Genomic DNA, 24,413 nt, shown 5'->3' with positions numbered 1-24,413 from the left:
ATGGTTCTCAGGCAACGCGGCTTTTCGTTGATCGAGTTGATGATCGTGGTGGCTATCGTCGGCATCCTTGCGGCCATCGTGTATCCGTCGTACACGAACTATGTAAAGCGCACCAACCGCGCGGCGGTCGTCGAGCTGATGGGGGAGGGCGCCCAGAGCGCCGAGCGCTATTACACCCGTAATGGCTTCTATACCAACTTCACGCTGACGGGCACCAGCACCACCTATTACACCGTCGCCATCAACGTCAGCGACGCCAACACCTGGACCATGACCGCAACCCCCATTCCAGGCTCGATGATGGCCGGAGATACCTGCGGCAACTTCACGCTGACCAACACCGGCGTGCGCGGCAACAGCTCAGGCACCGTCGCCACCTGCTGGGCCCGCTGACCGATGAGCACCACCGCGCACACCCTGATCGTCGGCGCTGGTGCCATTGGCCTGCTGACCGCGCTCAGCCTTGCCGAGCAGGGCGGCAGCGTCACCCTGCTCGACCGCCAGGCCGCCGGCCGGGAATCGTCCTGGGCCGGGGGTGGCATCGTTTCGCCGCTGTACCCCTGGCGCTACAGCCCGGCGGTCACCGCGCTGGCCCATTGGTCCCAGGACTTCTACCCGCAACTGGCAGACCAACTCCATCAGCGCACCGGGCTGGACCCAGAAGTGCACACCACCGGCCTGTACTGGCTCGACCTCGACGACGAAGCCGAGGCGCTGGCCTGGGCGCGGCGTGAGCGGCGGCCGCTGAGCGCGGTGAGCATGGCGGCCACCTATGCCCAGGTGCCGGCCCTGGGGCCGGGGTTCGAACGGGCGATCTACATGGCCGACGTGGCCAACGTGCGTAACCCGCGCCTGGTCAAGGCGCTCAAGGCCGCCCTGGCGCGGCTGCCGAACGTGACCGTGCGCGAGCACTGCGAGGTGCGCGGCTTTGTGCAACAAGGCGCTGCCGTGGTGGGGGTGAACACCGCTGACGGCCCGCTGCTGGCCGACCGCGTGGTGCTTGCCGCCGGTGCCTGGAGTGGCGAGCTACTGGCCACCCTAGGCCTGGCCCTGCCGGTGGAGCCGGTGAAGGGGCAGATGATCCTCTACAAGTGCGATGAAGCATTTTTGCCGCGGATGGTGCTGGCCAAGGGACGCTACGCCATCCCTCGGCGCGATGGGCACATCCTGGTGGGCAGCACGCTGGAGCACGCCGGCTTCGACAAAACCCCCACAGACGAAGCCCTGCACAGCCTGATGGCTTCGGCCGAGGCGTTGCTGCCAGGGCTGGCGCGGGCCGAACGGGTAGGGCACTGGGCTGGGCTACGGCCGGGCGCGCCAGACGGCATCCCGTTCATCGGCCCGGTCAGCCGCCACCCGGGGCTGTGGCTCAACTGCGGGCATTACCGTAACGGGCTGGTGCTGGCGCCCGCGTCGTGCCGGTTGTTTGCCGACCTGGCCAGTGGGCGGCGGCCGATCATTGATCCGGCGCCTTATGCGCCGGATGTGAGGTTGGTGCAGTAGGGCGAGGGGGCGTTAATCCAACCCAAGCTTCTTCAGCCGATAGCGCATCGACCTGAACGACATATTCAACCGCTGCGCCGCCGCCGTGCGGTTCCAGCGGGTTTCTTCCAGTGCCTGCAAAATCAGCTTGCGTTCGATGCCTTCGAGGTAGTCCTCGAGGTCATCGACCTGGGCCAGGCTTGGCTCGCCATTGCCCTGGGCCCCCGGCGCGGCCTGCTTGAAGCGCAGGTCGTCGACGTCGATCACATCGTTTTCGCACAGGGTATAGGCGCGTTCGAGCATGTTCTCCAGCTCGCGCACGTTGCCCGGGAAGCGGTAGTTCTTCAGCGCCTGCAACGCTTCGGCGCTGAGGGTGGCGGCCGGCAGGCCGGTGTCGGCCGCGAGCCGCGCCAGTACGTTGCTGGCCAGCAGCTCGATGTCGTCGCGGCGCTCGCGCAGCGGTGGCACCCGCAGTTCGATCACGTTCAGGCGGTAGTAGAGGTCTTGGCGGAACTGCCCGGCGGCCACCTCGGCGGCGAGGTCCTTGTGGGTGGCGCAGAGGATGCGCACATCCACCACCTTCTCGGTTTGCCCGCCCACGCTGCGGATGGCTTTTTCCTGGATGGCGCGCAGCAACTTGACCTGCATGGGCAACGGCAGGTCGGCGACCTCGTCGAGAAACAGCGTGCCGCCGTTGGCGGCCTGGAACAACCCGGGTTTGTCTTCGCTGGCGCCGCTGAAGCTGCCCTTTTTATGGCCGAAGAACTCGCTTTCCATCAGCTCGCTGGGGATCGCCCCGCAGTTGACCGGCACAAACGGGCTTTCGCTGCGCGGGCCTTGGTCGTGGATTAACCGCGCGACCAGCTCTTTGCCGCTGCCGGACTCACCGCTGATGTACACCGGCGCCTGGCTGCGCGCCAGGCGGATGATCTGCTTGCGCAGCGCCTGCATCGGTTCGGCGGCGCCGAGCAGGCGGGTGTCGCCGTGGGCTTCGAGGTTGGCCGGGGCGTTCAGGCGCAGGGCGCTGGCCACCAGCTCGCGCAGGCGGGTGAGGTCCACCGGTTTGGTCAGGAAGTCGAACGCCCCGGCCTTGAGCGCGTTGATCGCGGTGTCCATGCTACCGAAGGCGGTGATCATCGCCACCGGTACCTGGGCGTGGCGCTGCTGGATGTGTTGCACCAGCTCAAGGCCGGTGCCATCGGGCAGGCGCATGTCGGTCAGGCACAGGTCGAAGCGCTCGCGGGCCAGCCACTCGCGGGCCTCCTTGACGTTGCGGGCGCTGTGGGTGTCGAGCTTCATCCGGCCCAGGGTGATTTCGAGCAGCTCGCGGATGTCGGGCTCGTCATCGACGATCAGGACCTTCTGCCGGTTACTCATGGCTCATCCTTGTTTCTTGGCGTGGGCGAAGGTGATTCGCATGCAACTGCCGCCTTGTTCGCGAGGCCGGTAGTCCAGGTGAGCCTGGTTGCTTTCGCACAGCTCACGGGAAATGTATAGCCCAAGACCGGTGCCCTTGGTCTCGGTGGTGAAGAACGGTTCGAAGATGTGTTGCAGTTTGTCGGGCGGGAAGCCCGGGCCGTCGTCGAGTACGTCGAGCACCGGCAAGTCGCTGGCGGGGTCTACGTACAGGTTCAGCCACACCTGCGCCTGGGCGTGGCGCTGGCCGCTGTAGCGCAGGCCGTTCTCTACCAGGTTGGTCAGCACCTGGGTCAGATGGTTCGGGTCCATGCGGGTTTCGACGGCGCTGTCGGCCAGGTACAGGTACACCTGCTGGCCGGCCGCCGCGGTGGCGCGGAAGGCCCGGGCGAACTCGGCCAGCCACTGCTTGAGGTCGAGCATCTCCGGCTCTGCAGCGCGCCGGCGCGACAGCTGCAGCACGTTCTCGATGATCAGGTTCATGCGCTTGGAGTGGTCGGTGATGATCTGCACCAGGCGTTGGTCCGGGGCGGACAGCTCGTCGGATTCCTGCAGCAACTGCCCGGCATGGCTGATGGCCCCCAGCGGGTTGCGGATTTCATGGGCGATGCCCGCGGTCAGCCGGCCGAGGGCGGCCAACTTGAGTTGCTGGGCCTGTTGCGCCACCTGCGAGAGGTCATCAAGAAACACCAGGGTGCGGGGCGGCGCGCTCTGGTTCAGCGCCACGAAGTTTGGCTGCACCGCCGGGCCGCTGTCGCTGAGCTTGAGGCTGGGCACGCGCAGGGTGGGGTTGACCCGCCATTGCAGTAGCCGCTCAATCAGCTCGGGGGCGTGCACCACCATCAACTGGCCGATCAGGGTGGGGCGGTTGAGCAGGGTCAGCGCGCCCTGGTTGGCCAACTGCACCCGGTGTTCGGCGTCGAGCACGATGATCCCGGTGCGCATGCGCTGCAGGATCAGCGCGTTCAGCGCCTCGAGGTTGGTCACGTCGCTGGCGCGGCGCTCGGCGAGGTCTTCGCTGGTGCGCAGCAGGCGGGTGAGGCCCTGCACGATCAACGCCACGGCAAAGCACAGCACCCCGAGCGAGCCGGCCTGCAGGTAGTCGTTGGGCGCCACGCCGTGGGCGTAGTTGAGGTAGAAGGTGATGTAGATGATGCCGATCGAGGCCATCGCCGCCAGCAGCAGGCCGAGGCGGCTGCGCAGCAGCAGGTTGCCCATCGCCACCGAGGCGATCATCAGGTTGCCGATGCCGCTGGGGATCCCGCCGCCGGCGTAGAACAGCCCGGCCAGCAGGATCACATCTGCTGCCGCCAGGGTGAAGGCCCGTGCCGGGTGGCGCAGGTTGCGCAGCGCCAGCACCACCAGCACGTTCAGGCCCAGGTACAGCCAGCTGCCGAAGCGGAACAGGCCGACGTTGGCCAGGTCCATCAGGCGGCTGTCGAACTCGCTGGAAATCAACAACACCAGCGACAGGCCGATGATCAGCCGGTACACATGGTAAAGGCGCAGCATGCGCTGCGCCTGGGTGGGCTCATAGCGGCCCATCACGGCTGGCGCGGCCCCTGTTCCAGGTGCGCCTGGCTGCAGAACCAGTGGCTGTTGCGGCGGATGGCGCGGTCGTCGGGCAGGTGCACGCCGCAGTGGGCGCAGCGCACCATCGTCAGGGTGTGTTGCTTACGCTGTTGCCCAGCGCTGGCGGCGCGGGCCTTGTATTTGCGCCATAGCCAGACGGCGACGAAGATCACGACGATCCAGAAGAGCAGGCGAACCATGTGGGGGAACCGAAGGGTAGGGGGCTACGGATAAGGCCGGTGTTATAGCAAAAAGCCCCGGCAGGCCGGGGCTTTCAAGTGCGTTTAGCCGAACAGGCCGAAGGTCAGGTAGCTCAGCCAGCCGCGCTTTTTCGGCGCATCGGCCGGCTCGGTGGATTCGTCTGCCGTGCCGCCGTCGCTCTTCTGGAAGAGCTCCTTGGGCATGTTGTCTTTGTCGTCCTGGTACTTGCGCATCAGGTCTTCCTGGGCGCGGGTGGACGTGGGTGGCGACGGCGCCTTGCCTTCGATCAGGCCCAGGGTGGCCTTCGACAGCCAGGAGCGGTTGTCTTCCTCAGCGGTTTGCGGCACGAACTGGCCGTTCTTCAGGCTGGGGTTGTCTGGGTAGTTCAGCTTGAGGGTTTCCAGGCTGGTAGACGCCAGGTCGTCGAGGTGCAGGTGCTGGTAGGCCTCGGTCATCACCGCCAGGCCGTCGCCGACCGACGGCGTGCCCTGGTAGTTCTCGACCACGAAGCGGCCACGGTTGGCGGCGGCGACATAGGCCTGGCGGGTCAGGTAGTAGTGGGCCACGTGGATTTCGTAGGCCGCCAGCAGGTTGCGCAGGTACACCATGCGCTGCTTGGCGTCGGGCGCGTAGCGGCTGTTGGGGTAGCGGCTGGTGAGCTGGGCGAACTCGTTGTACGAATCGCGGGCCGCGCCGGGGTCACGGCGGGTCATGTCCAGCGGCAGGAAGCGGGCAACGATGCCGCGGTCCTGGTCGAACGAGGTCAGGCCCTTGAGGTAGTAGGCGTAATCGACGTTCGGGTGCTGTGGGTGCAAGCGGATGAAGCGCTCGGCGGCGGCCTTGGCGGCTTCAGGCTCGGAGTTCTTGTAGTTGGCGAAGATCAGCTCGAGCTGGGCCTGGTCGGCGTAGCGGCCAAACGGATAACGCGAGTCCAGCGCCTTGAGCTTGGCGGTGGCGGCGTTGTAGTCGCTGTTGTCGAGGTCTTTCTGCGCCTGCTGGTACAGCTCCACTTCGCTCAGGTTTTCGTCGACCACTTCCTTTTTCGAGGAACAGGCGGCGGTCAGGCCGATAATGGCGATCAGCAGCAGGTGTCTTGCTTGCATAGCGGCTTGCGTCCCCTAACGGTCCTGTCTTGGAAGCGACCGTCCTGATATGATGAGCGCCCCGTGGAAAGCCCCCGGGGCAAAAGACGCCGTATTTAACCACAAGCCGCAGCCGATCCAAAGGCTTGCTGCCCGCACCTTTGTATCCTCCAGTCAAGCATGCCTGAAACTATTGAATTACGCGCCGAAGTCACCTCCGACCTGGGGGGCCAGCGCCTCGACCAGGTTGCCGCCCAACTCTTCGCCGAGTTCAGCCGTTCGCGCCTGTCTGCGTGGATCAAAGAAGGCCGCCTGACCGTCGACGGCGCCGTGCTGCGCCCGCGCGATACCGTGCACGGTGGCGCTGTGCTGCAGCTGCTGGCCGAGCAGGAAGCCCAGGGCGAATGGGTGGCCCAGGAAATCGAACTCGACATCGTCTATGAAGACGACCAGATCCTGGTGATCAACAAGCCCGCCGGCCTGGTGGTGCACCCGGCCGCCGGCCACGCCGACGGTACCCTGCTCAACGCGCTGCTGCACCACGTGCCGGATATCGTGAACGTGCCGCGCGCCGGCATCGTGCACCGCCTCGACAAAGACACCACCGGCCTGATGGTGGTGGCCAAAACCCTGCAGGCGCAGACCAACCTGGTCGCACAGTTGCAGGCGCGCTCGGTCAGCCGCATCTACGAGTGCGTGGTGGTCGGGGTGGTCACCGCCGGGGGCAAGATCAACGCCCCGATCGGCCGCCACGGCACCCAGCGCCAGCGCATGGGCGTGATGGACAACGGCAAGCCGGCGGTCAGCCATTACCGGGTGCTCGAGCGTTTCCGTTCGCATACCCATGTGCGGGTGAAGCTCGAAACCGGCCGCACCCATCAGATCCGCGTGCACATGGCCCATGTGAACTTCCCGCTGGTGGGCGACCCGGTGTACGGCGGGCGCTTCCGCATTCCGCCGGCGGCCAGCCAGTCGCTGGTCGAAGCGATCAAGACCTTCCCGCGCCAGGCCCTGCACGCGCGCTTCCTTGAACTGGACCACCCGGCCACTGGCAAGCGCATGGGCTGGGAAGCGCCAATCCCCGACGACCTGGTGTGGCTGCTGCAACTGCTGCGCCACGACCGCGCCGAGTTCGTCGGGTGAGTGAGCTGGCCGCCAGCTTGATCACCCCCGACTGGCCCGCGCCGGCCAACGTCGGCGCCTGCGTGACCACCCGCGCCGGCGGCGTGAGCCGCGGCGCCTACGCCGGGCTCAACCTCGGTGACCACGTGGGCGACGCCCCCGAGGCGGTGGCCCACAACCGCGCGCAACTGTCCGCGCTGTACGGCATTCGCCCGGCCTGGCTGCGCCAGGTGCACGGCATCGCGGTGGCGCACGCCAACCCCGAACAGGCCGATGAGGCCGACGCCAGTTGGTCGGCCACCCCCGGGGTGGCCTGCACGGTGATGACCGCCGACTGCCTCCCGGTGCTGTTCTGCGACCAGGCCGGCACCCGTGTAGCCGCTGCCCACGCGGGCTGGCGCGGGCTGGCCGGCGGGGTGCTGGAGGCTACCGTCGCGCGGATGGGCGTGGCGCCCGGCCAGGTGCTCGCCTGGATGGGCCCGGCCATCGGCCCCCGCCAATTCGAGGTGGGCGCCGAAGTGCGCGAGGCGTTCGTCAGCCGCCACCCCGCGGCCAGCGCCGCGTTCGCCGCCGGTGTGGTGCCGGGCAAGTTCATCGCCGACATCTACGCCCTGGCGCGCATTCGCCTGGCGGCGGCAGGGGTCACGGCGGTGTACGGCGGCGGCTTGTGCACCATCGAGGACGAGCGCTTCTACTCCCACCGCCGCGCCAACCCCACCGGGCGGCTGGCGGCGTTGGTGTGGTTAAGGGCTGGCTAAGCCTTGGGCGCTTCGCGATCAGTCTGTGAGCTTTGCTGATTTTGTGCATGAGCTTCAGGGCCTATCGCCCGGCACTCCGGCTGTGCCGTAATGCTGTTCACTTAAGCAATCAGAGCGCTAAATCGGGGTTAAAAAGCCTTGATTTCTTCAAATGGTTTTACTGAGCGCATGACCTGCTGGCCCATCGCCCGGCACAGCCGGCCTCCCACCAGTTCTGCGTTGTCGCGTAAATCAAGTACTTACACAAATCTGGTGGGAGGCCGTGGTCCGGCACTCCGGCTGTGCCGGGCGATGGGCCCTGAAGCTCATGCACAAAATCAGCAGAGCTCACAGATTCATCCCTTCTTTAAAGCCGTGAAATGGCTTAAGTGAACAGCATTACGGCTGTGCCAGGCAAAGGGCCCAACAAGCCTGTTTTGCTCCCAGTCAACCCCTGCGCGCTTGAATCTCCCATAATCGCCCCTATCTAACCGGTTATCTCGGGCGGGCTGCCTCGTCATCTGTTCACTGTTCCGGCCTGCCTTTATTAGGAAGGTACATCCATGCGAATAGACCGTTTGACCAGCAAGCTGCAACTGGCGTTGTCTGACGCCCAATCCCTGGCCGTGGGGCATGACCACCCGGCCATTGAGCCTGTGCACGTGTTGCAGGCGATGATCGACCAGCAGGGCGGTTCGATCCGCCCGCTGCTGATGCAGGTGGGCTTCGACGTGAACGCCCTGCGCAAGGGCCTGACCGAAGAGCTCGACCGCCTGCCGAAAATCCAGAACCCCACCGGTGACGTGAACATGTCGCAAGACATGGCGCGCCTGCTCAACCAGGCCGACCGCCTGGCCCAGCAGAAGGGCGACCAGTTCATTTCCAGCGAGCTGATGCTGCTGGCGGCCATGGATGAGAACACCAAGGCCGGCAAGCTGCTGCTGGCCCAGGGCGTGACCCGCAAGGCGCTGGAAAACGCTATCAACAACCTGCGCGGCGGCGAGGCGGTGAACGACCCCAACGTTGAAGACGCGCGCAAAAGCCTCGAAAAGTACACCGTCGATCTCACCAAACGCGCCGAAGAAGGCAAGCTTGACCCGGTGATCGGCCGCGACGATGAGATCCGCCGGACCATCCAGGTGCTGCAGCGCCGCACCAAGAACAACCCGGTGCTGATCGGTGAGCCCGGGGTGGGTAAAACCGCCATCGCCGAAGGCCTGGCCCAGCGCATCATCAACGGCGAGGTGCCCGACGGCCTGCGTGGCAAGCGCCTGCTCTCGCTCGACATGGGCGCGCTGATCGCCGGGGCGAAGTTTCGCGGTGAGTTCGAAGAGCGCCTGAAGGGCGTGCTCAATGACCTGAGCAAGCAGGAAGGGCAGATCATCCTGTTCATCGATGAGCTGCACACCATGGTCGGCGCCGGCAAGGGCGAAGGCTCGATGGACGCCGGCAACATGCTCAAGCCGGCCCTGGCCCGGGGCGAGCTGCACTGCGTGGGCGCCACCACCCTCAACGAGTACCGCCAGTACATCGAGAAAGACGCCGCGCTCGAGCGGCGCTTCCAGAAGGTGCTGGTCGATGAGCCGAGCGAAGAAGACACCATCGCCATCCTGCGCGGGCTGAAAGAACGCTACGAGGTGCACCACAAGGTGGCGATCACCGACGGCGCGATCATCGCCGCGGCCAAGCTCAGCCACCGCTACATCACCGACCGCCAACTGCCGGACAAAGCCATCGACCTGATCGACGAGGCCGCCAGCCGCATCCGCATGGAGATCGACTCCAAGCCCGAAGTGCTCGACCGCCTCGAGCGCCGGCTGATCCAACTGAAGGTGGAATCCCAGGCACTGAAGAAAGAGCAGGACGACGCCGCGCTCAAGCGCTTGGAAAAACTCAACGAAGACATCGCCCGGCTGGAGCGCGAATACGCTGACCTCGAAGAGGTGTGGACCTCCGAGAAGGCCGAGGTGCAGGGCTCGGCGCAGATCCAGCAGAAGATCGAGCAATCGCGCCAGGAGCTGGAAGCGGCGCGGCGCAAGGGCGACCTGTCGCGCATGGCCGAGCTGCAGTACGGGGTGATCCCGGACCTGGAGCGCAGCCTGCAGATGGTCGACCAGCACGGTAAAAGCGACAACCAGCTGCTGCGCAGCAAGGTTACCGAGGAAGAAATCGCCGAAGTGGTCTCGAAGTGGACCGGCATCCCGGTGGCGAAGATGCTCGAAGGCGAGCGCGACAAACTGCTGAAGATGGAAGGCCTGCTGCACCAGCGGGTGATCGGCCAGGATGAGGCCGTGGTGGCCGTGTCCAATGCCGTGCGGCGCTCCCGCGCGGGGCTGTCGGATCCGAACCGCCCCAGTGGCTCGTTCCTCTTCCTTGGGCCTACCGGGGTCGGCAAGACCGAGCTGTGCAAGGCGCTGGCGGAGTTCCTGTTCGACACCGAAGAAGCCATGGTGCGCATTGATATGTCCGAGTTCATGGAGAAACACTCCGTGGCCCGGCTGATCGGCGCGCCGCCCGGCTACGTGGGCTATGAAGAGGGCGGTTACCTGACCGAAGCCGTGCGCCGCAAGCCGTACTCGGTGGTGCTGCTCGACGAGGTGGAAAAAGCCCACCCCGACGTGTTCAACATCCTCTTGCAGGTGTTGGAAGACGGCCGCCTGACCGACAGCCACGGGCGCACGGTGGATTTTCGCAACGTGGTGGTGGTGATGACCTCCAACCTCGGCTCGGCGCGCATTCAGGAACTGGTCGATGACCGTGAAGCCCAGCGCGCGGCGGTGATGGACGCGATCAGCGGGCACTTCCGCCCGGAACTGATCAACCGTATCGACGAGGTGGTGATTTTCGAGCCCCTGGGCCGCGAGCAGATCGCCGGGATCACCCAGATCCAGCTCGACCGCCTGCGCCAGCGCCTGGCCGAGCGCGACTTGCGCCTGGAATTGTCGCCGGCGGCGCTGGATAAGCTCGCCGCGGTGGGTTATGACCCGGTGTACGGCGCGCGGCCGCTGAAACGGGCGATCCAGCGCTGGATCGAAAACCCGCTGGCGCAGCTGATCCTGCAGGGTAAATTCCTGCCGGGCAGCGCGGTCAAGGCGGAGGTCGAGGGCGACGGTATCGCCTTCTCCTGAGGCCCGTGCGGCGCCCCTTGCCGGGGCGCCTGCATAAAGTTTTGCATTTCTTCGATAATGCCCTTAGAATGCGCCCCGCTGTCGAGTTACCCGTAAACGGGTTGGCTTGCCAGGTTCGAAAAGAATCGGCAAATCAGCAAGTTGAAGTAAAAAGGGGGTTGACAGCAAGGTTTGAGGATGTAGAATAGCGCGCCTCAACGATGCGAACGCAGCAAGCTGCAAAGCACCGTAGGGTTCAAAGCCACATCCAACAGGCCTTGAAGCAACAAAGGTTGTAACCGAAGTAAGTCGTTCCGCGATAGCTCAGTCGGTAGAGCAAATGACTGTTAATCATTGGGTCCCTGGTTCGAGTCCAGGTCGCGGAGCCAATTCGGGGTGTAGCGCAGTCCGGTAGCGCGCCTGCTTTGGGAGCAGGATGTCAGGAGTTCGAATCCCCTCACCCCGACCATATTTGGGTCGTTAGCTCAGTTGGTAGAGCAGTTGGCTTTTAACCAATTGGTCGTAGGTTCGAATCCTACACGACCCACCATATACACGAAGAAGGCCCTCCGAATTGGAGGGCCTTTTTCGTTTCTGGGCCCTGTGGATATTACCCATTGCTGGCATTATGATGGCGCCGTTGCCGAGGCCCCTCTCTAAAAAAGCCCGGCGTTATCCCCCCTCCTGCAGTGCCCTGCCATGCCCAAGAAAAAATTCGTGCGCGTTCTGATTGTGCTGGCCGTTGTGCTGGCGGTTGTGGGCATTGCCGAGCACCGCTATTCCGCGGCGTGCCTGCGGGCCAAGCGCGCCGCATTGCCGCGCTTGCTGCCGACGGTGCAGGTGACCGACCTTGGCGGTGGCGCGCTCGCCACCCGGGTCACGCCGAAAACCGCCGGCAAGGAAATGCTCCTGGTAGTGCCGGCCGCCGAGGCCTTTAGCCCCAAGCAACTGCGCAAGCTGAGCCTGGATGCCTCTGCCACGGTGACCCAGCTTGTGCTGCCGGCCACGGGTTGCGCGCAGCAACAGCAACTGTTCGAAGCGGCCCGGCAGCGGCTGGCGCCCGCCGTGCAGTTGGTTGCCGGCATTGGCCCAGGCGCCGAACTGGCGCAGCAGTGGCTGGCCGCGCAAAGCGATCCGCAGGCCACGGCGATCTCCCTTGAGCCCGCCGCCCCGGCCTGCGCGGCACTGCCGGCCGGCGCCGGGTTCGCCGGCCAGTGGCACGTGCTGATGCCCGCTGGGGTGGCTTACCCCGGCGCGCCACAGGCGCAGGTGACCGTGAGCGAACAGCCGGCCGCCGGCAGCCGCCAGGCGGCCCTCGAGCAGTACCTGCGCCGCCAGGTGCTGCAATTGGCAGACAGCAGCCTACCCGGCGAAATGCCGGTGGTCGAATTGGCCGGCGGCAGCGCCAGCGATACCCTCACGCTGTTCTATTCCGGCGATGGCGGCTGGGGCGCGCTGGACAAACAAGTGGCCGAAACCATGGCCGACGCCGGCTACCCGGTGGTTGGGGTCAATGCGCTGAAGTATTTCTGGGATTACAAAACCCCGGAGCAGGCCGCGGCCGACCTGTCGCAGCTGATGGCCCACTATCGCCAGGCCTGGGGCATCAAGCACTTTGTGCTGGCGGGGTTCTCGTTCGGCGCCGATGTAATGCCGGCGATGTACAACCGCCTGCCCAGCGAAGACCAGGCCCAGGTCAGCAGCATCCTGCTGATGGCTTTCGGCCGGAACGCCAACTTCGAGATTCGCATCGAGGGGCTGTTGGGCAGTGACAACGGCAAGCTCAAGACCGGCCCCGAGATGGCCAGGCTGCCAGCGGCCAAGGTGCTTTGCGTGTACGGCAGCAGCGAGGCCGAAAAAAGCGGCTGCACCGACCGCGGCGCGGTCGGGCAGGCGCTGATGATCACCGGCAGCCACCACTTCGATGGCGACTACCCAGCCTTGGGCAACAAGCTGCTGGGGTTCCTCGCCCGCCGCTGAGGCTCAGGGCGCTGCCGCGCCCAGCGCGGCGCCGGCCTTGTGCGCTTGCTCCCGGCGCGCCAGGCCCCAGTAGATGCCGCCGCCCAGGCCGCAGCCGATGAACCAGGCAAAGTTCGCCGCCGGCGCCAGCCAGGGGATGAACGCCACCGCCAGGCCCAGCACCGCGGCCGGGATCAACGCCCGCACCGCCGTGCGGTTCACGCCGTTCTGGTACCAGTAGCGGCCCTGGGGGCTGTCATCGAACAGCGCGTCGACGTCGACCTGTTGTTTTTTCACCAGGTAGTAGTCCACCAGCAAAATGCCGAACAGCGGGCCGATGAACGCGGCGAGGATGTCTAGCGTGTAGTGGATCACCGCCGGGTTGTTGAACAGGTTCCACGGGGTGAGGAACACCGAGGCCACCGCGGCGATCATGCCGCCGGCGCGCCAGCTGATACGGCTGGGCGACACATTGGCGAAGTCGAACGCCGGCGAAACGAAGTTGGCGACGATGTTGATGCCGATGGTGGCGGTGACGAAGGTAAACGCGCCCAGCAGCACCGCGGTGGTGTTGTCGATGCGTGCCACCGTGGCGATTGGGTCTTCGAGCATTTCGCCAAAGATGGGCAAGGTGCCAGACACGATCACCACCGTAACCAGGGCAAAGGCCAGGAAGTTGACCGGCAGGCCCCAGAAGTTGCCACGGCGCACGTCTTCCATGCTGCGGCAATAACGGCTGAAGTCGCCGAAGTTCAGCGTCGGCCCGGAGAAGTACGACACCACCAACGCCACCGCCACCACCATCTGCCAGAGGCTGTCGCCCAGGCTCAGGGTTTTGCTGGTCAGGGTGAAGCTGATGTTGCTCCAGCCGGCGCGCCACACCACCCAGGCAGCCAGCGCGAACATCACCGCGTACACCGCCGGCCCGGCCCAGTCGATAAAGCGCTTGATCGCGCCCATGCCCCACCAGAACACCAGCGCCTGCAGCAGCCACAGCGCCAGGAAGCCCATCCAGCCGAGATACGACAACCCCAGAAAGCTCACTTGCTGGTAGGCGGCCATTTCCGGCGCGAAGCGCAGCACCACTACGATCAGCGCGCTGGAGGCCAGATAGGTTTGAATGCCGTACCAGGCCACCGCGATCAGCCCGCGGATCACCGCCGGGATGTTCGCGCCGAACACGCCGAACGCCACCCGGCAGATCACCGGGTAGGGCACCGCGGTTTGCTGGCTGGGCTTGGCCACCAGGTTGGCGACCACCTGCACGATGCAGATACCCACCAGCAGGCTGACCAGCACCTGCCAGCTGGCAAGGCCAAGGGCGAACAGGCTGGCGGCGAACACATAACCCCCTACGCTGTGCACATCGCTCATCCAGAAGGCGAAGATGTTGTACCAGTTCCAGGTTTGCGGCGCCGGGCCCAGGTCGGCGTTGTACAGGCGTGGGCTGTAACGGTGAGTCGGATCCTGCATGGCAAGCCTCCTGTGTTCTTTGCTGTATTCTTGTACTGCCATGGATTGGGTACTTAAAAATACGTACCGTGTATACGATATGTATCGCAGAATGCATGCCAGTTTTGCCTTAGGCGATGCAATCGAGTTAAACACCAAGCGCTACAGGTTTTTTCCAGGAATAGCTGACCAGCCGGGCAAATTTGCATCAGGCCAAGGCTGCACGCTGTTGGTGCGGCTGCACTGGCAATGGGCGAGGAAAGCCTTCGAATCGTGGTTTTGTATACAATAAAGAGGTGCGATGCATGCGCATTCAAGTCATCAACCCGAACACCAGCGTGGCCATGACTGAGAAGATCACCGCGGCGGCCCAGGCCGCCGCGCGCCCGGGCACGCAGGTCCATGGCTGTTGCCCGGCGGATGGGCCGGTGTCGATCGAGGGGCATTTCGACGAAGCCATCGCCACCCTCGGCGTGCTCGAGCAGGTACGCGGCGGCATGGCGGCGGGCGCGCAGGCGCACATCATTGCCTGCTTTGGCGACCCCGGCCTGCTCGCCGCCCGCGAGTTGGCGGCGGGCCCGGTGATCGGCATCGCCGAGGCGGGCTTTCACCTGGCCAGCCTGGTGGCGACCCGTTTTGCCGTGATCACCACCCTGGGCCGCACCCGGATCATCGCCGAGCACCTGCTGCAACGGTATGGCTTTGCCGGGCTGTGCACCGACGTAAGCTGCCTGGAAGTGCCGGTGCTGGACCTTGAGCACTGCACCCCAGCCCTGGTGGCGCAGATGGTCGAGGAGGGGCGGCGCTTACGGGATACGCGCGGCGCCGGCGCCATCGTGCTCGGCTGCGGCGGCATGGCCGACCTGCGCCAGGCGTTGACCGATGCCTTGGGCATCCCGGTGATCGAAGGGGTGAGCGCGGCGGTGAAGCTGGCGGAATCGCTGCTCGACCTAGGGCTGGGCACCAGCAAACATGGGGACCTGGCTTACCCGCTGGCGAAGCCGTTCAAGGGGCGGTTTGCTGAGTGGGGGCAAGAAGCATAGTGCTGCTGGACATCGCCCGGCCTATCGCCCGGCACAGCCGGAGTGCCGGACCACGGCCTCCCACCAGATTTCTATAAGCACTTGATTTACGAGGCAATACAGAGCCCGTGGGAGGCCGGCTGTGCCGTAATGCTGTTCACTTAAGCAATCAGAGCGCTGAATCGGGTTTAAAAAGCCCTGATTTCTTCAAATGCTTTTACTGAGCGCATGACCTGACTGGCCCTTCGCCCGGCACAGCCGGCCTCCCACCAGATTTGTGTTAGTGCTTGATTTACAAGGCAACACAGAGCCCGTGGGAGGCCGGCTGTGCCGGGCGATAGGCCCTGAAGCTCATGCACAAAATCAGCAGCGCTCAGAGATCGATCCCTTCCATGAAGCCCTGAAATGGCTTAAGTGAACAGCATTACGGCTGCGCCGGGCGAAGGGCCGCCCCAGCCCCCCGTTACCCCAACAACTCCCGCAACACCCGCACAAACGCCACGGCGCTTTCTTCCTGTGCCGCATGGCGCCCATCGCGGACCACCCACTGCCCACCGACGAACACATCGCGCACTTGGCGGTCGCTGCCGGCGAACAGCCAGCGGTCGAGCAGGGCTTCGGCGGGAACGGTGGCCAGGTACGGGTCATCGCCGTCGAGCACCAGGGCATCGAAGCGTTGCCCCACGGCCAGGGTGCCCACCGCTTGCCCGAGGGCCTGGGCGCCACCGGCCAGGGCGGCCTCGTAGAGTACCTGGCCAACCCGTGGCTGGCCGGCCCGGTGTAGCCGGTTACGGCGTTGATCGCGCAGGCGTTGGCCGTATTCGAGCCAGCGCAGTTCTTCGACCACGCTCAGCGACACGTGGCTGTCCGAACCGATGCCGAAGCGCCCGCCCTGGGCGAGGTAGTCCACCGCCGGGAACAGGCCGTCGCCCAGGTTTGCCTCGGTGGTCAGGCACAGCCCGGCCACGGCGCCGCTGCGGGCCATCAGGCGGGTTTCCTCGGCGGTGACATGGGTGGCGTGCACCAGGCACCAGCGTGGGCCGACCGGTGCATGGTCGTACAGCCATTGCACCGGGCGTTGGCCGCTCCAGGCCAGGCAGTCGTCGACCTCCTTTTGCTGCTCGGCGATGTGTATGTGCACCGGGCAGGCCGGGGCGCTGGCGCCCAGCACCTCGGCCAGTTGGCCGGGCGCTACCGCGCGCAGCGAATGGAAGCACAGCCCCAGGCGCTGCAACGGCTGGGCGGCGATGAGCGGCGCCAGCCGTTGTTGCAGCGCCAGGTAGGCCTCGGTGCTGTGAATAAAACGCCGCTGGCCCTCGCTGGGCGGCTGCGCGCCAAACCCGGCGTGGCTGTACAGCACCGGCAGCAAGGTCAGGCCGATGCCCGCCGCGCTGGCCGCCTGGCTGATGTGCCCGGCCAGTTCGGCCGGGTTCGCATAGGGCTGGCCATCCGCGCCGTGGTGCAGGTAGTGGAACTCGGCCACGCTGGTGTAGCCGGCCTTGAGCATTTCGATGTACAGCTGGCGGGCGATCACCCCAAGTTGTTCGGGGGTGATCTTGCCGACCAGCCGGTACATCAGCTCGCGCCAGGTCCAGAAGCTGTCGTTGGGGTTGCCGGCCACCTCGGCCAGCCCCGCCATGGCCCGCTGGAAGGCGTGCGAGTGCAGGTTCGGCATGCCCGGCAGCAACGGCCCGGCGAGCCGCTGCGCACCCTCGGCGGGCGCGCCCGCCTGCACCTCGGTGATCAGCCCTTGGGCATCCACGGTGACCCGCACTTGCTGGCCCCAACCTTGCGGCAGCAGCGCGTTTTCGGCAAAAAAAGCGGGCATGGCAACACCTCGTCAGCAATTTGTATATACATATACAGATGTTTGCGTGGCCGGTAAACTCCGGCCCATCCGCCCCCACTGGAGAGCCCCGCCATGGCACTGGTCACCACCCTGCGCGCCCAAGACTACCCGAGCATGCCGTGGAAGAACGGCGGTGGCAGCACCCAGGAAGTCGCCCGCGACGGCGGCGATGGCCTCGGCGGCTTTGGTTGGCGCTTGTCCATCGCCAGCATCGGCGCTGACGGTGGTTTTTCCGCCTTCGACGGCTACCAGCGGGTGATCACCGTGCTCGACGGCGACGGCATGGTGCTCAACATCGACGGCAGCGACAGCCGCCCGCTGCTAGCCTTTGACCCATTGGCCTTCCCTGGCGCGAGCGCGGTGCACTGCCGGTTGCTGGGCGGGGCGATCCGCGACTTCAACCTGATCTACGCCCCGCAGCGCTACCAGGCAAGGCTGCAGTGGCTGGCCGCTGAGGCGCCGCAGCGGTTGTTCAGCAGCGCCGCCACGCTGGTGGTGTTCAGCGCGGGCCAGGTGCAGGTCAGCCTGGGCAGTGCGCCGCCCCATGCCCTCGGCCCTCACGACTGCCTGCGGGTGAGCAACCAGGGCCTGGCCGAGCTGTCGATCAGCGGCCGCGCCTGCCTGATCGAGTTCAGCCCACGCGGGTAGGAATGCGCGCCCCTGGGGCGCGGGGTGTTACTTCGCGCCTCATCACGGGGCATTTTGCGCCACCCGCGTGCCCTTCGGGGCAGGCCCGCAGGCCGCTAACCCGGCAGTTTTCGCGACTTGAAGTGGCCACCGCAAAGGTTGGCAACAAACTTGCTTATGCTTGTATGTACAAGTAAAGATGAGTAGGGTGCAGCCGTAGAGGCCACCCTGGCCCCGCCCCCGATCATCAAGGAGCAATGTTCGTGACCGAGAACGCCCAGCACCCCTTCCGCGATGTTGAAATCCGCGCCCCGCGTGGCACCCAGCTCACCGCTAAAAGCTGGCTGACCGAAGCGCCGCTGCGCATGTTGATGAACAACCTCGACCCCGACGTGGCCGAAAACCCCAAGGAGCTGGTGGTGTACGGCGGCATTGGCCGCGCCGCGCGCAACTGGGAATGCTACGACCGCATCGTCGAAAGCCTGAAAAACCTCGAAGCCGACGAAACCCTGCTGGTGCAGTCGGGCAAGCCGGTGGGCGTGTTCAAAACCCACGCCAACGCCCCGCGCGTGCTGATCGCCAACTCCAACCTGGTGCCGAAGTGGGCCAGTTGGGAGCACTTCAACGAACTCGACGCGAAAGGCCTGGCCATGTACGGCCAGATGACCGCCGGCAGCTGGATCTACATCGGCAGCCAGGGCATCGTGCAGGGCACCTATGAAACCTTCGTCGAGGCCGGCCGCCAGCATTACAACGGCAGCCTCAAGGGCAAGTGGGTGCTCACTGCCGGCCTCGGTGGCATGGGCGGCGCGCAGCCGCTGGCGGCGACCTTGGCCGGTGCCTGTTCGCTGAACATCGAGTGCCAGCAAAGCCGTATCGACTTCCGCCTGGGCAACCGCTACGTGGACGAACAAGCCCAAGACCTCGACGACGCCCTGGCGCGGTTGGCGCGTTACACGGCCGAAGGCAAGGCCATCTCCATTGCCCTGCTGGGCAACGCCGCCGAGGTGCTGCCGGAGCTGGTGCGCCGTGGCGTGCGCCCCGACATGGTCACCGACCAGACCAGCGCCCACGACCCGCTCAACGGTTACCTGCCGGCCGGCTGGCGCTGGGACGACTACCGCGCCCGCGCGCGCAGCGAGCCGGCGGCGGTGGTCAAGGCCGCGCGGCAATCGATGGCGCTGCACGTGAAGGCCATGCTGGCCTTCCAGCAAATGGGCGTGCCGACCTTCGACTACGGCAACAACATCCGCCAGATGGCCCTGGAGGAGGGCGTGGCCGAGGCGTTCGCCTTTCCTGGCTTCGTGCCGGCGTACATTCGCCCGCTGTTCTGCCGCGGCATCGGCCCGTTCCGCTGGGCAGCGTTGTCGGGCGACCCGCAAGACATCTACAAGACCGACGCCAAGGTCAAGCAACTGATACCCGACGACGCCCACCTGCACACCTGGCTCGACATGGCCCGCGAGCGCATTGCCTTCCAGGGCCTGCCGGCGCGGATCTGCTGGGTCGGCCTGGGCCAGCGGGCCAAGCTGGGCCTGGCCTTCAACGAGATGGTGCGCAGCGGCGAGCTGAGCGCGCCGGTGGTGATTGGCCGCGACCACCTCGACTCCGGCTCGGTGGCCAGCCCCAACCGTGAAACCGAAGCGATGCGCGACGGCTCTGATGCAGTGTCGGATTGGCCGCTGTTGAACGCGCTGCTGAACACCGCCAGCGGCGCCACCTGGGTGTCGTTGCACCACGGTGGCGGCGTGGGCATGGGCTTCTCGCAGCATTCGGGGATGGTCATCGTCTGCGATGGCAGCGACGAGGCCGCCGAACGCATCGCCCGGGTGCTGCACAACGACCCGGCCACCGGGGTGATGCGCCATGCCGACGCCGGTTACCCGATCGCCATCGAGTGCGCGGCCGAGCAGGGCCTGAACCTGCCCATGCTCAAGCGCTGACGGCAAACACCGGGCGGGCGCGGCGCGCCCGGTTGGCGTTGGAATTGCTTGGTCGTTGTATGTACAGGCATAGGTAACTGGATGGTACCCACGGGGTTCGCCCTTTTTCTCAATCGGATAGGCAGGAAAGCTGAACATGGCGTGGAAAATCGCAACCTGGGGTTCATGGGTACTGAGTACCGCACTGCTGGCCACCCCCCTGGCGCAGGCCAAGGACTGGACCACCGTCAACATCGCCACTGAAGGCTCCTACGAGCCGTGGAACCTGACCCTGCCCGGCGGCAAGATCAGCGGCTTCGAACCCGAACTGATGGAGGTACTCTGCGAGCGCCTGAAGCTCAAGTGCAACCTGGTGGTGCAGAACTGGGACGGGATGATCGCCAGCCTCAACGCCGGCAAGTTCGACATGCTGATGGACGCGATCGTGATCACCGACGACCGCAAAAAGGTCATCGCCTTTTCCATCCCCTATGCACGCACCCCGGCCAGCTTCGTCAGCACCGACGCCAAGCTGCTACCCGGCACCCCGGGCGCGGCCAATGAAATCACCCTCGGCACCGACGAACAACAGATCGGCCAGGCCGTGGCCGGCCTGCGTGAGGCGCTCAAGGGCAAAACCATTGGCATCGCCTCGGGCACGATCTACACCGCCTTCATCGACGCCCACTTCAAGGACGTCGCGACCATTCGCGAATACAACGCCTCGGCCGACGCCGTGCTCGACCTGCAAGCCGGGCGCATCGACGCGGTGTTCGATGACACCACCTTCCTCGACGCCCTCAAGGCCAAGCCGGAGAACGCCAACCTGGCCTACACCGGCCCGCAGATCGGCGGGCCGATCTGGGGTGACGGCGAAGCCTTGGCCTTCCGCCAGCAGGATGCCGACCTCAAGGCGCTGTTCGACGGCGCGCTGAAACAGGCCCTGGCCGACGGCACGGTGAAAAAACTCAGCGAGAAGTGGTTCAAGCTCGACCTCACCCCCAAAGGCTGACGCCCCGCCCACGAGGACACCCTGATGACCCTGATGCAGATGCTCAGTTTCGGTGAAGGCGGCTGGGGCATGGCCTTGCTCAAGGCCGCCGCGATGACCCTGCTGCTGACCCTTGCGGCGCTGCTGATCGGCGCGCTGATCGGCGGCCTGATCGCCGCCGCCAAGCTGTCGCGCCAGCGCGCCTGGCGCTGGCTGGGGGGCGCCTACTCAGTGCTGTTTCGGGGCATCCCCGAATTGCTGGTGATCTACCTGTTCTATTTCGGCGGCGCCAGCGTGGTCTCGGCGGTGCACCACTGGTTTGGCGGCGAAGGCTATGTAGACGTGCCGCCGTTCCTGGTCGGGGCCATCGCCGTGGGGCTGATTTCCGGCTCGTACCAGGCCGAGGTGTACCGCGGCGCCTTCACCGCGGTGGCCAAGGGCGAGCTGGAGGCAGCGCTGGCCATCGGCATGAGCCGCGCCCAGCGCATCCGCCGGGTGCTGCTGCCGCAGATCTGGCGCTTCGCCCTGCCGGGGCTGGGCAACGTGTGGCAGATGAGCCTGAAGGATTCGGCGCTGATCTCGGTGATCGGCCTGGTCGAGCTGATGCGCGCCAGCCAGGTGGCGGCCGGCTCCACCCGCCAGTACTTCACCTTTTATATCGTTGGCGGGCTGTGCTACCTGGCGCTGACCGGCCTCAGCGGGCGGTTGTTCGTGCTCGCCGAAAACCGTGTGCAGCGCAGCCAGCGCCGCCACCCCGCGCAATCCTGAGCCGAGGCCACCGTGATGATCGATTTCGCCTTTCTCAGCGATACCCTGCTCAAACTGCTGGCGGCCTTGCCCACCACATTGGGGCTGTTTTTCGCCTCGCTCACCCTGGGCCTGCTCCTGTCGCTGGGCATCGTCGCGCTGCGCGTCAGCCGCTGGCCGCTGCTCAGCTACCCGGCGCGTTTTTACATCATGCTGTTTCGCGGCACGCCGTTGTTGATCCAGATGTTCCTCATCTACTACGGCCTCGGGCAGTTCCCCTGGGTGCGCGACAGCGTGCTGTGGGTGGTGCTCAAGTCGCCCTATGGCTGCGCGGTAGTGTCGCTGGCGCTGTGCACCGCCGGCTACACCGCGGAGATTATCCGTGGCGGCCTGCAAAGCGTGCCCTACGGGCAGATCGAGGCCGGCCAGGCGATTGGCATGGGCCGCTTCACTTTGCTTTGGCGGGTGATCGCCCCGGTCACCCTGCGCCAGGCGCTGCCGGCGTATTCCACCGAAGCGGTGCTACTGGTGAAGTCCACCGCGCTGGCCAGCCTGGTCACCGTGTGGGACGTCACCGGCGTGGCCCAGCAGATCATCCAGCGCACCTACCGGACCATGGAGGTGTTCATTTGCGCGGCGCTGATCTACCTGGTGCTCAATTACCTGGTGGTGCGCGCGGTGGGCTGGCTGGAGCATCGCCTCACCCCGCACCTGCGCGAGCGCCCCAGCACCGAACCGGCCAAGCCGGTGGCCGGCGCGCCTTCCCAACCCTGATGCCGTGGAGCCCTGCATGAACAACCCGACCCAGGCCGCCCTGGCGGTCAGCAACATCCACAAGGCCTTTGGCAGCACCCAAGTGCTCAAGGGGATCTCTCTCGAGGCGCACAAGGGCGATGTGATTTCCATCCTCGGCGCCAGCGGCTCGGGCAAGAGCACCTTCCTGCGCTGCATCAACCTGCTGGAAACCCCCGACGAGGGCAGCATCGCCCTGGGCGGTGAAACCATCACCCTCAAGCGCCACCGCGACGGCCGCCTGGTGGCCGGCAACAGCCGCCAGGTGCAAAGCATGCGCAGCCAGTTGGGCATGGTGTTTCAGAGCTTCAACCTGTGGTCGCACATGACCGTGCTGCAGAACGTGATCGAAGGCCCGCTGCGGGTGCTCAAGCGCTCGCGCGCCGAGTGCGTGGAAGAAGCCGACCGCCTGCTGCACAAGGTCGGCCTGTACGAGCGCCGCGACTACTACCCGGCGCACCTCTCCGGCGGCCAGCAGCAACGGGTGGCGATCGCCCGGGCGCTGGCGATGAACCCGCAGGTGATGCTGTTCGACGAGCCCACTTCGGCGCTCGACCCTGAACTGGTGGGCGAGGTGCTGCGGGTGATGCGCTCGCTGGCCGAGGAGGGCCGCACCATGCTGGTGGTCACCCATGAGATGGGCTTTGCCCGCCATGTGTCGAACCGCGTGGTGTTCATGCAGGCCGGGCAAATCGACTGCGAAGGCAGCCCGGCGGAACTCTTCGAGGGGCTGCCGACCGAGCGCTTCCGGCAGTTCGTCGGCAGCCACCAACAACGCAATGCTGAGTGATGGGCAAGGGGAAGGTCATGTTACTGGCTGAAAACGTAGTGCTCGCCGACGCCACCCTGGCGTGGCAAGACGTGGTCGCGGTGGCCCGCCGGGGCGCCCGCTTGTTGGTGTCGGATGCGGTCTGGGCGCGCATCGACAACGCCCAGGCGATCGTGCAGCGGATCGTCGCCAGCGGCGAGCGCGCCTATGGCGTGAACACCGGGCTGGGGGCGTTGTGCAACGTGTCGTTGCAGGCCCAGCAGCTCAGCCAGTTGTCTACCAACACCTTGCTCAGCCATGCCTGCGGGGTGGGCAAGCCGCTGACCGACGAGCAAACCCGGGCGATCATGTGCGCGGCGGTGATCAACTACAGCCATGGTAAATCCGGCATCCACCGCCAGGTGGTCGAGGCGCTGCTGGCGTTTCTCAACCACGGCATCACCCCGCAGGTGCCCTCCCAGGGTTCGGTGGGCTACCTCACGCACATGGCGCACATCGGCGTGGCGCTGCTCGGCATCGGCCCGGTGAGCTACCGTGGGCGCATCGTGCCGGCGGCCCAGGCCCTGGCCGAACAAGGCCTGGCGCCGGTGCAACTGGGTGCCAAGGACGGCCTCTGCCTGGTCAACGGCACCCCCTGCATGACCGGCCTCAGTTGCCTGGCGCTGGATGACGCCTGGCGCCTGCTGGGCTGGGCGGATGTGATCGGCGCGATGAGCTTCGAGGCCCTGCGCGGGCAGATCGACGCCTACGACGAGGCGATCATCTCGCTCAAGCCGCACCCAGGCATGCAGGTGGTGGCGCGCAACCTGCGTGCGCTGCTGGCGGGCAGCGAGGTGGTCGCCAGCCACCGCGGCATCCGCACCCAGGATGCCCTGAGCATCCGCTCGATCCCGCAGGTGCACGGCGCCTCGCGCGATCAGTTCGCCCACGTGGCGCGGCAGGTCGAAACCGAGCTGAACTCCGCCACCGACAACCCGCTGCTGCTGGGCACCCCGGAGCAGTTCCGGGTGATGAGCCAGGCCAACCCCCACGGGCAGTCGGTGGCGATGGCGGCCGACCTGTTGACCATCACCATGGCCGAGATCGGCGCCATCTCCGAGCGCCGCCTCGACCGCTTGATCAACCCGCTGGTCAGCGGCCTGCCGGCGTTCCTGGTGAGCCAGCCGGGGGTGAACTCCGGGATGATGATCGTGCAGTACGTGGCCGCCGCGCTGTGCGCGGAAAACCGCCAGTTGGCGCAGCCGGCGGTGGTCGACAACTACGTCACCTCGGGCCTGCAGGAAGACCACCTGAGCATGGGCACCAACGCCTCGCTCAAGCTGCACCGGGCCCTGGAGAACTGCACGCAGATCCTCGCCATCGAGTACCTGCTGGCGGCCCAGGCGTTCGAATTCCTCCAACAGCACGGCTTTGGCGCCGGCACCGGCGAGGCCTGGCGGCTGCTGCGCGAGCACATCGCGCCGTACGACCAGGACCGCTGGCTGGCGCCCGACATCGCCACCAGCGCGGCCCTGCTCAAAGACCCCAGCCTGCTGGCGCAGCGCTTTCCCGGCCTGGGTTAAGG

General features: G+C 66.0%; 20 protein-coding genes and 3 tRNA genes. 17 read left to right on the top strand and 6 right to left on the bottom strand.

Annotation, left to right across the window (positions count from 1 at the left end):
- Together ACFZCE_RS01840 and thiO are read left to right on the top strand one after the other, a co-directional pair.
- Complete coding sequence (locus ACFZCE_RS01840) at positions 1 to 393, top strand: type IV pilin protein (RefSeq protein ID WP_390935517.1); 393 nt, start codon at positions 1 to 3, stop codon at positions 391 to 393.
- Between the two features lie 3 nt (positions 394 to 396).
- Positions 397 to 1,503, top strand: coding sequence for a glycine oxidase ThiO (thiO, locus tag ACFZCE_RS01835; protein ID WP_390935515.1), 1,107 nt, complete (start codon positions 397 to 399; stop codon positions 1,501 to 1,503).
- A gap of 12 nt (positions 1,504 to 1,515) precedes the next feature.
- Here the strand turns inward: thiO and ACFZCE_RS01830 are convergent, their stop codons facing one another.
- The 4 genes from ACFZCE_RS01830 to ACFZCE_RS01815 all read right to left on the bottom strand — a co-directional run bounded on the left by ACFZCE_RS01830 (position 1,516) and on the right by ACFZCE_RS01815 (position 5,774).
- Positions 1,516 to 2,859: a sigma 54-interacting transcriptional regulator gene (locus ACFZCE_RS01830; protein WP_390935513.1), complete on the bottom strand. Its 1,344-nt coding sequence runs from the start codon at positions 2,857 to 2,859 to the stop codon at positions 1,516 to 1,518.
- Positions 2,860 to 2,862: 3 nt separating this feature from the next.
- Positions 2,863 to 4,410 carry an ATP-binding protein gene (locus ACFZCE_RS01825; RefSeq protein ID WP_390935511.1) on the bottom strand — a complete coding sequence of 516 codons (1,548 nt, stop codon included), beginning with the start codon at positions 4,408 to 4,410 and terminating at the stop codon, positions 2,863 to 2,865.
- A 32-nt stretch (positions 4,411 to 4,442) separates the two neighbouring features.
- On the bottom strand, positions 4,443 to 4,670 hold the full coding sequence (locus ACFZCE_RS01820; RefSeq protein WP_390935510.1) for a PP0621 family protein: 228 nt from the start codon (positions 4,668 to 4,670) through the stop codon (positions 4,443 to 4,445).
- An 84-nt stretch (positions 4,671 to 4,754) separates the two neighbouring features.
- Positions 4,755 to 5,774 (bottom strand): outer membrane protein assembly factor BamD, encoded by a 1,020-nt coding sequence (locus ACFZCE_RS01815; protein WP_390935508.1) that lies wholly within the window; start codon positions 5,772 to 5,774, stop codon positions 4,755 to 4,757.
- Between the two features lie 159 nt (positions 5,775 to 5,933).
- Here ACFZCE_RS01815 and rluD point away from each other — a divergent pair, with 159 nt between their 5' ends.
- The 7 genes from rluD to ACFZCE_RS01780 all read left to right on the top strand — a co-directional run bounded on the left by rluD (position 5,934) and on the right by ACFZCE_RS01780 (position 12,699).
- Positions 5,934 to 6,896 (top strand): 23S rRNA pseudouridine(1911/1915/1917) synthase RluD, encoded by a 963-nt coding sequence (gene rluD, locus ACFZCE_RS01810; RefSeq protein WP_390935506.1) that lies wholly within the window; start codon positions 5,934 to 5,936, stop codon positions 6,894 to 6,896.
- Positions 6,893 to 7,633, top strand: coding sequence for a peptidoglycan editing factor PgeF (pgeF, locus tag ACFZCE_RS01805; protein WP_390935504.1), 741 nt, complete (start codon positions 6,893 to 6,895; stop codon positions 7,631 to 7,633). The genes rluD and pgeF overlap by 4 nt, the downstream gene beginning before the upstream one ends.
- 542 nt (positions 7,634 to 8,175) lie before the next feature.
- Positions 8,176 to 10,740 (top strand): ATP-dependent chaperone ClpB, encoded by a 2,565-nt coding sequence (gene clpB, locus ACFZCE_RS01800; protein WP_390935502.1) that lies wholly within the window; start codon positions 8,176 to 8,178, stop codon positions 10,738 to 10,740.
- Positions 10,741 to 11,032: 292 nt separating this feature from the next.
- Positions 11,033 to 11,108: transfer RNA gene (locus ACFZCE_RS01795), tRNA-Asn, on the top strand.
- Positions 11,109 to 11,111: 3 nt separating this feature from the next.
- A tRNA-Pro gene (locus ACFZCE_RS01790) sits at positions 11,112 to 11,188 on the top strand.
- Between the two features lie 5 nt (positions 11,189 to 11,193).
- Positions 11,194 to 11,269 (top strand) — tRNA-Lys (locus ACFZCE_RS01785).
- Positions 11,270 to 11,436: 167 nt separating this feature from the next.
- Positions 11,437 to 12,699, top strand: a complete 1,263-nt coding sequence (locus ACFZCE_RS01780; protein ID WP_390935501.1) for an AcvB/VirJ family lysyl-phosphatidylglycerol hydrolase — start codon at positions 11,437 to 11,439, stop codon at positions 12,697 to 12,699.
- 3 nt (positions 12,700 to 12,702) lie between these two features.
- Here the strand turns inward: ACFZCE_RS01780 and ACFZCE_RS01775 are convergent, their stop codons facing one another.
- Positions 12,703 to 14,151 (bottom strand): cytosine permease, encoded by a 1,449-nt coding sequence (locus ACFZCE_RS01775; RefSeq protein WP_390935499.1) that lies wholly within the window; start codon positions 14,149 to 14,151, stop codon positions 12,703 to 12,705.
- Between the two features lie 284 nt (positions 14,152 to 14,435).
- Between ACFZCE_RS01775 and ACFZCE_RS01770 the strand changes: the two genes are divergently transcribed.
- Positions 14,436 to 15,173, top strand: coding sequence for an aspartate/glutamate racemase family protein (locus tag ACFZCE_RS01770; RefSeq protein WP_390935497.1), 738 nt, complete (start codon positions 14,436 to 14,438; stop codon positions 15,171 to 15,173).
- A 442-nt stretch (positions 15,174 to 15,615) separates the two neighbouring features.
- Here ACFZCE_RS01770 and ACFZCE_RS01765 read toward each other — a convergent pair whose 3' ends face one another.
- The gene (locus tag ACFZCE_RS01765; protein WP_390935496.1) at positions 15,616 to 16,980 is read right to left on the bottom strand and encodes a formimidoylglutamate deiminase; all 1,365 of its coding nucleotides are present in this window, start codon (positions 16,978 to 16,980) and stop codon (positions 15,616 to 15,618) included.
- 93 nt (positions 16,981 to 17,073) lie between these two features.
- Here ACFZCE_RS01765 and ACFZCE_RS01760 point away from each other — a divergent pair, with 93 nt between their 5' ends.
- The 7 genes from ACFZCE_RS01760 to hutH all read left to right on the top strand — a co-directional run bounded on the left by ACFZCE_RS01760 (position 17,074) and on the right by hutH (position 24,411).
- The gene (locus tag ACFZCE_RS01760; protein ID WP_390935495.1) at positions 17,074 to 17,649 is read left to right on the top strand and encodes a HutD family protein; all 576 of its coding nucleotides are present in this window, start codon (positions 17,074 to 17,076) and stop codon (positions 17,647 to 17,649) included.
- Between the two features lie 242 nt (positions 17,650 to 17,891).
- Positions 17,892 to 19,571, top strand: coding sequence for a urocanate hydratase (gene hutU, locus ACFZCE_RS01755; RefSeq protein WP_390935494.1), 1,680 nt, complete (start codon positions 17,892 to 17,894; stop codon positions 19,569 to 19,571).
- A 136-nt stretch (positions 19,572 to 19,707) separates the two neighbouring features.
- Entirely contained in the window at positions 19,708 to 20,562 is an 855-nt protein-coding gene (locus tag ACFZCE_RS01750; protein WP_390935493.1) for a transporter substrate-binding domain-containing protein, read from the top strand.
- A 24-nt stretch (positions 20,563 to 20,586) separates the two neighbouring features.
- Positions 20,587 to 21,309, top strand: a complete 723-nt coding sequence (locus ACFZCE_RS01745; RefSeq protein WP_390935492.1) for an ABC transporter permease subunit — start codon at positions 20,587 to 20,589, stop codon at positions 21,307 to 21,309.
- A gap of 15 nt (positions 21,310 to 21,324) precedes the next feature.
- Positions 21,325 to 22,062 (top strand): ABC transporter permease subunit, encoded by a 738-nt coding sequence (locus tag ACFZCE_RS01740; protein ID WP_390935490.1) that lies wholly within the window; start codon positions 21,325 to 21,327, stop codon positions 22,060 to 22,062.
- A 16-nt stretch (positions 22,063 to 22,078) separates the two neighbouring features.
- Positions 22,079 to 22,870, top strand: a complete 792-nt coding sequence (locus ACFZCE_RS01735) for an ATP-binding cassette domain-containing protein (RefSeq protein ID WP_390935488.1) — start codon at positions 22,079 to 22,081, stop codon at positions 22,868 to 22,870.
- A 17-nt stretch (positions 22,871 to 22,887) separates the two neighbouring features.
- Positions 22,888 to 24,411, top strand: a complete 1,524-nt coding sequence (gene hutH / locus ACFZCE_RS01730; RefSeq protein WP_390935487.1) for a histidine ammonia-lyase — start codon at positions 22,888 to 22,890, stop codon at positions 24,409 to 24,411.
- Positions 24,412 to 24,413: the final 2 nt, after the last annotated feature.

The sequence above is a fragment of the Pseudomonas sp. NPDC007930 genome (assembly GCF_042958985.1).
GTDB lineage: Bacteria > Pseudomonadota > Gammaproteobacteria > Pseudomonadales > Pseudomonadaceae > Aquipseudomonas.
The sequence above is the reverse complement of the archived record's forward strand: the minus strand, read 5'-3'. Positions and strand labels throughout refer to the sequence as shown.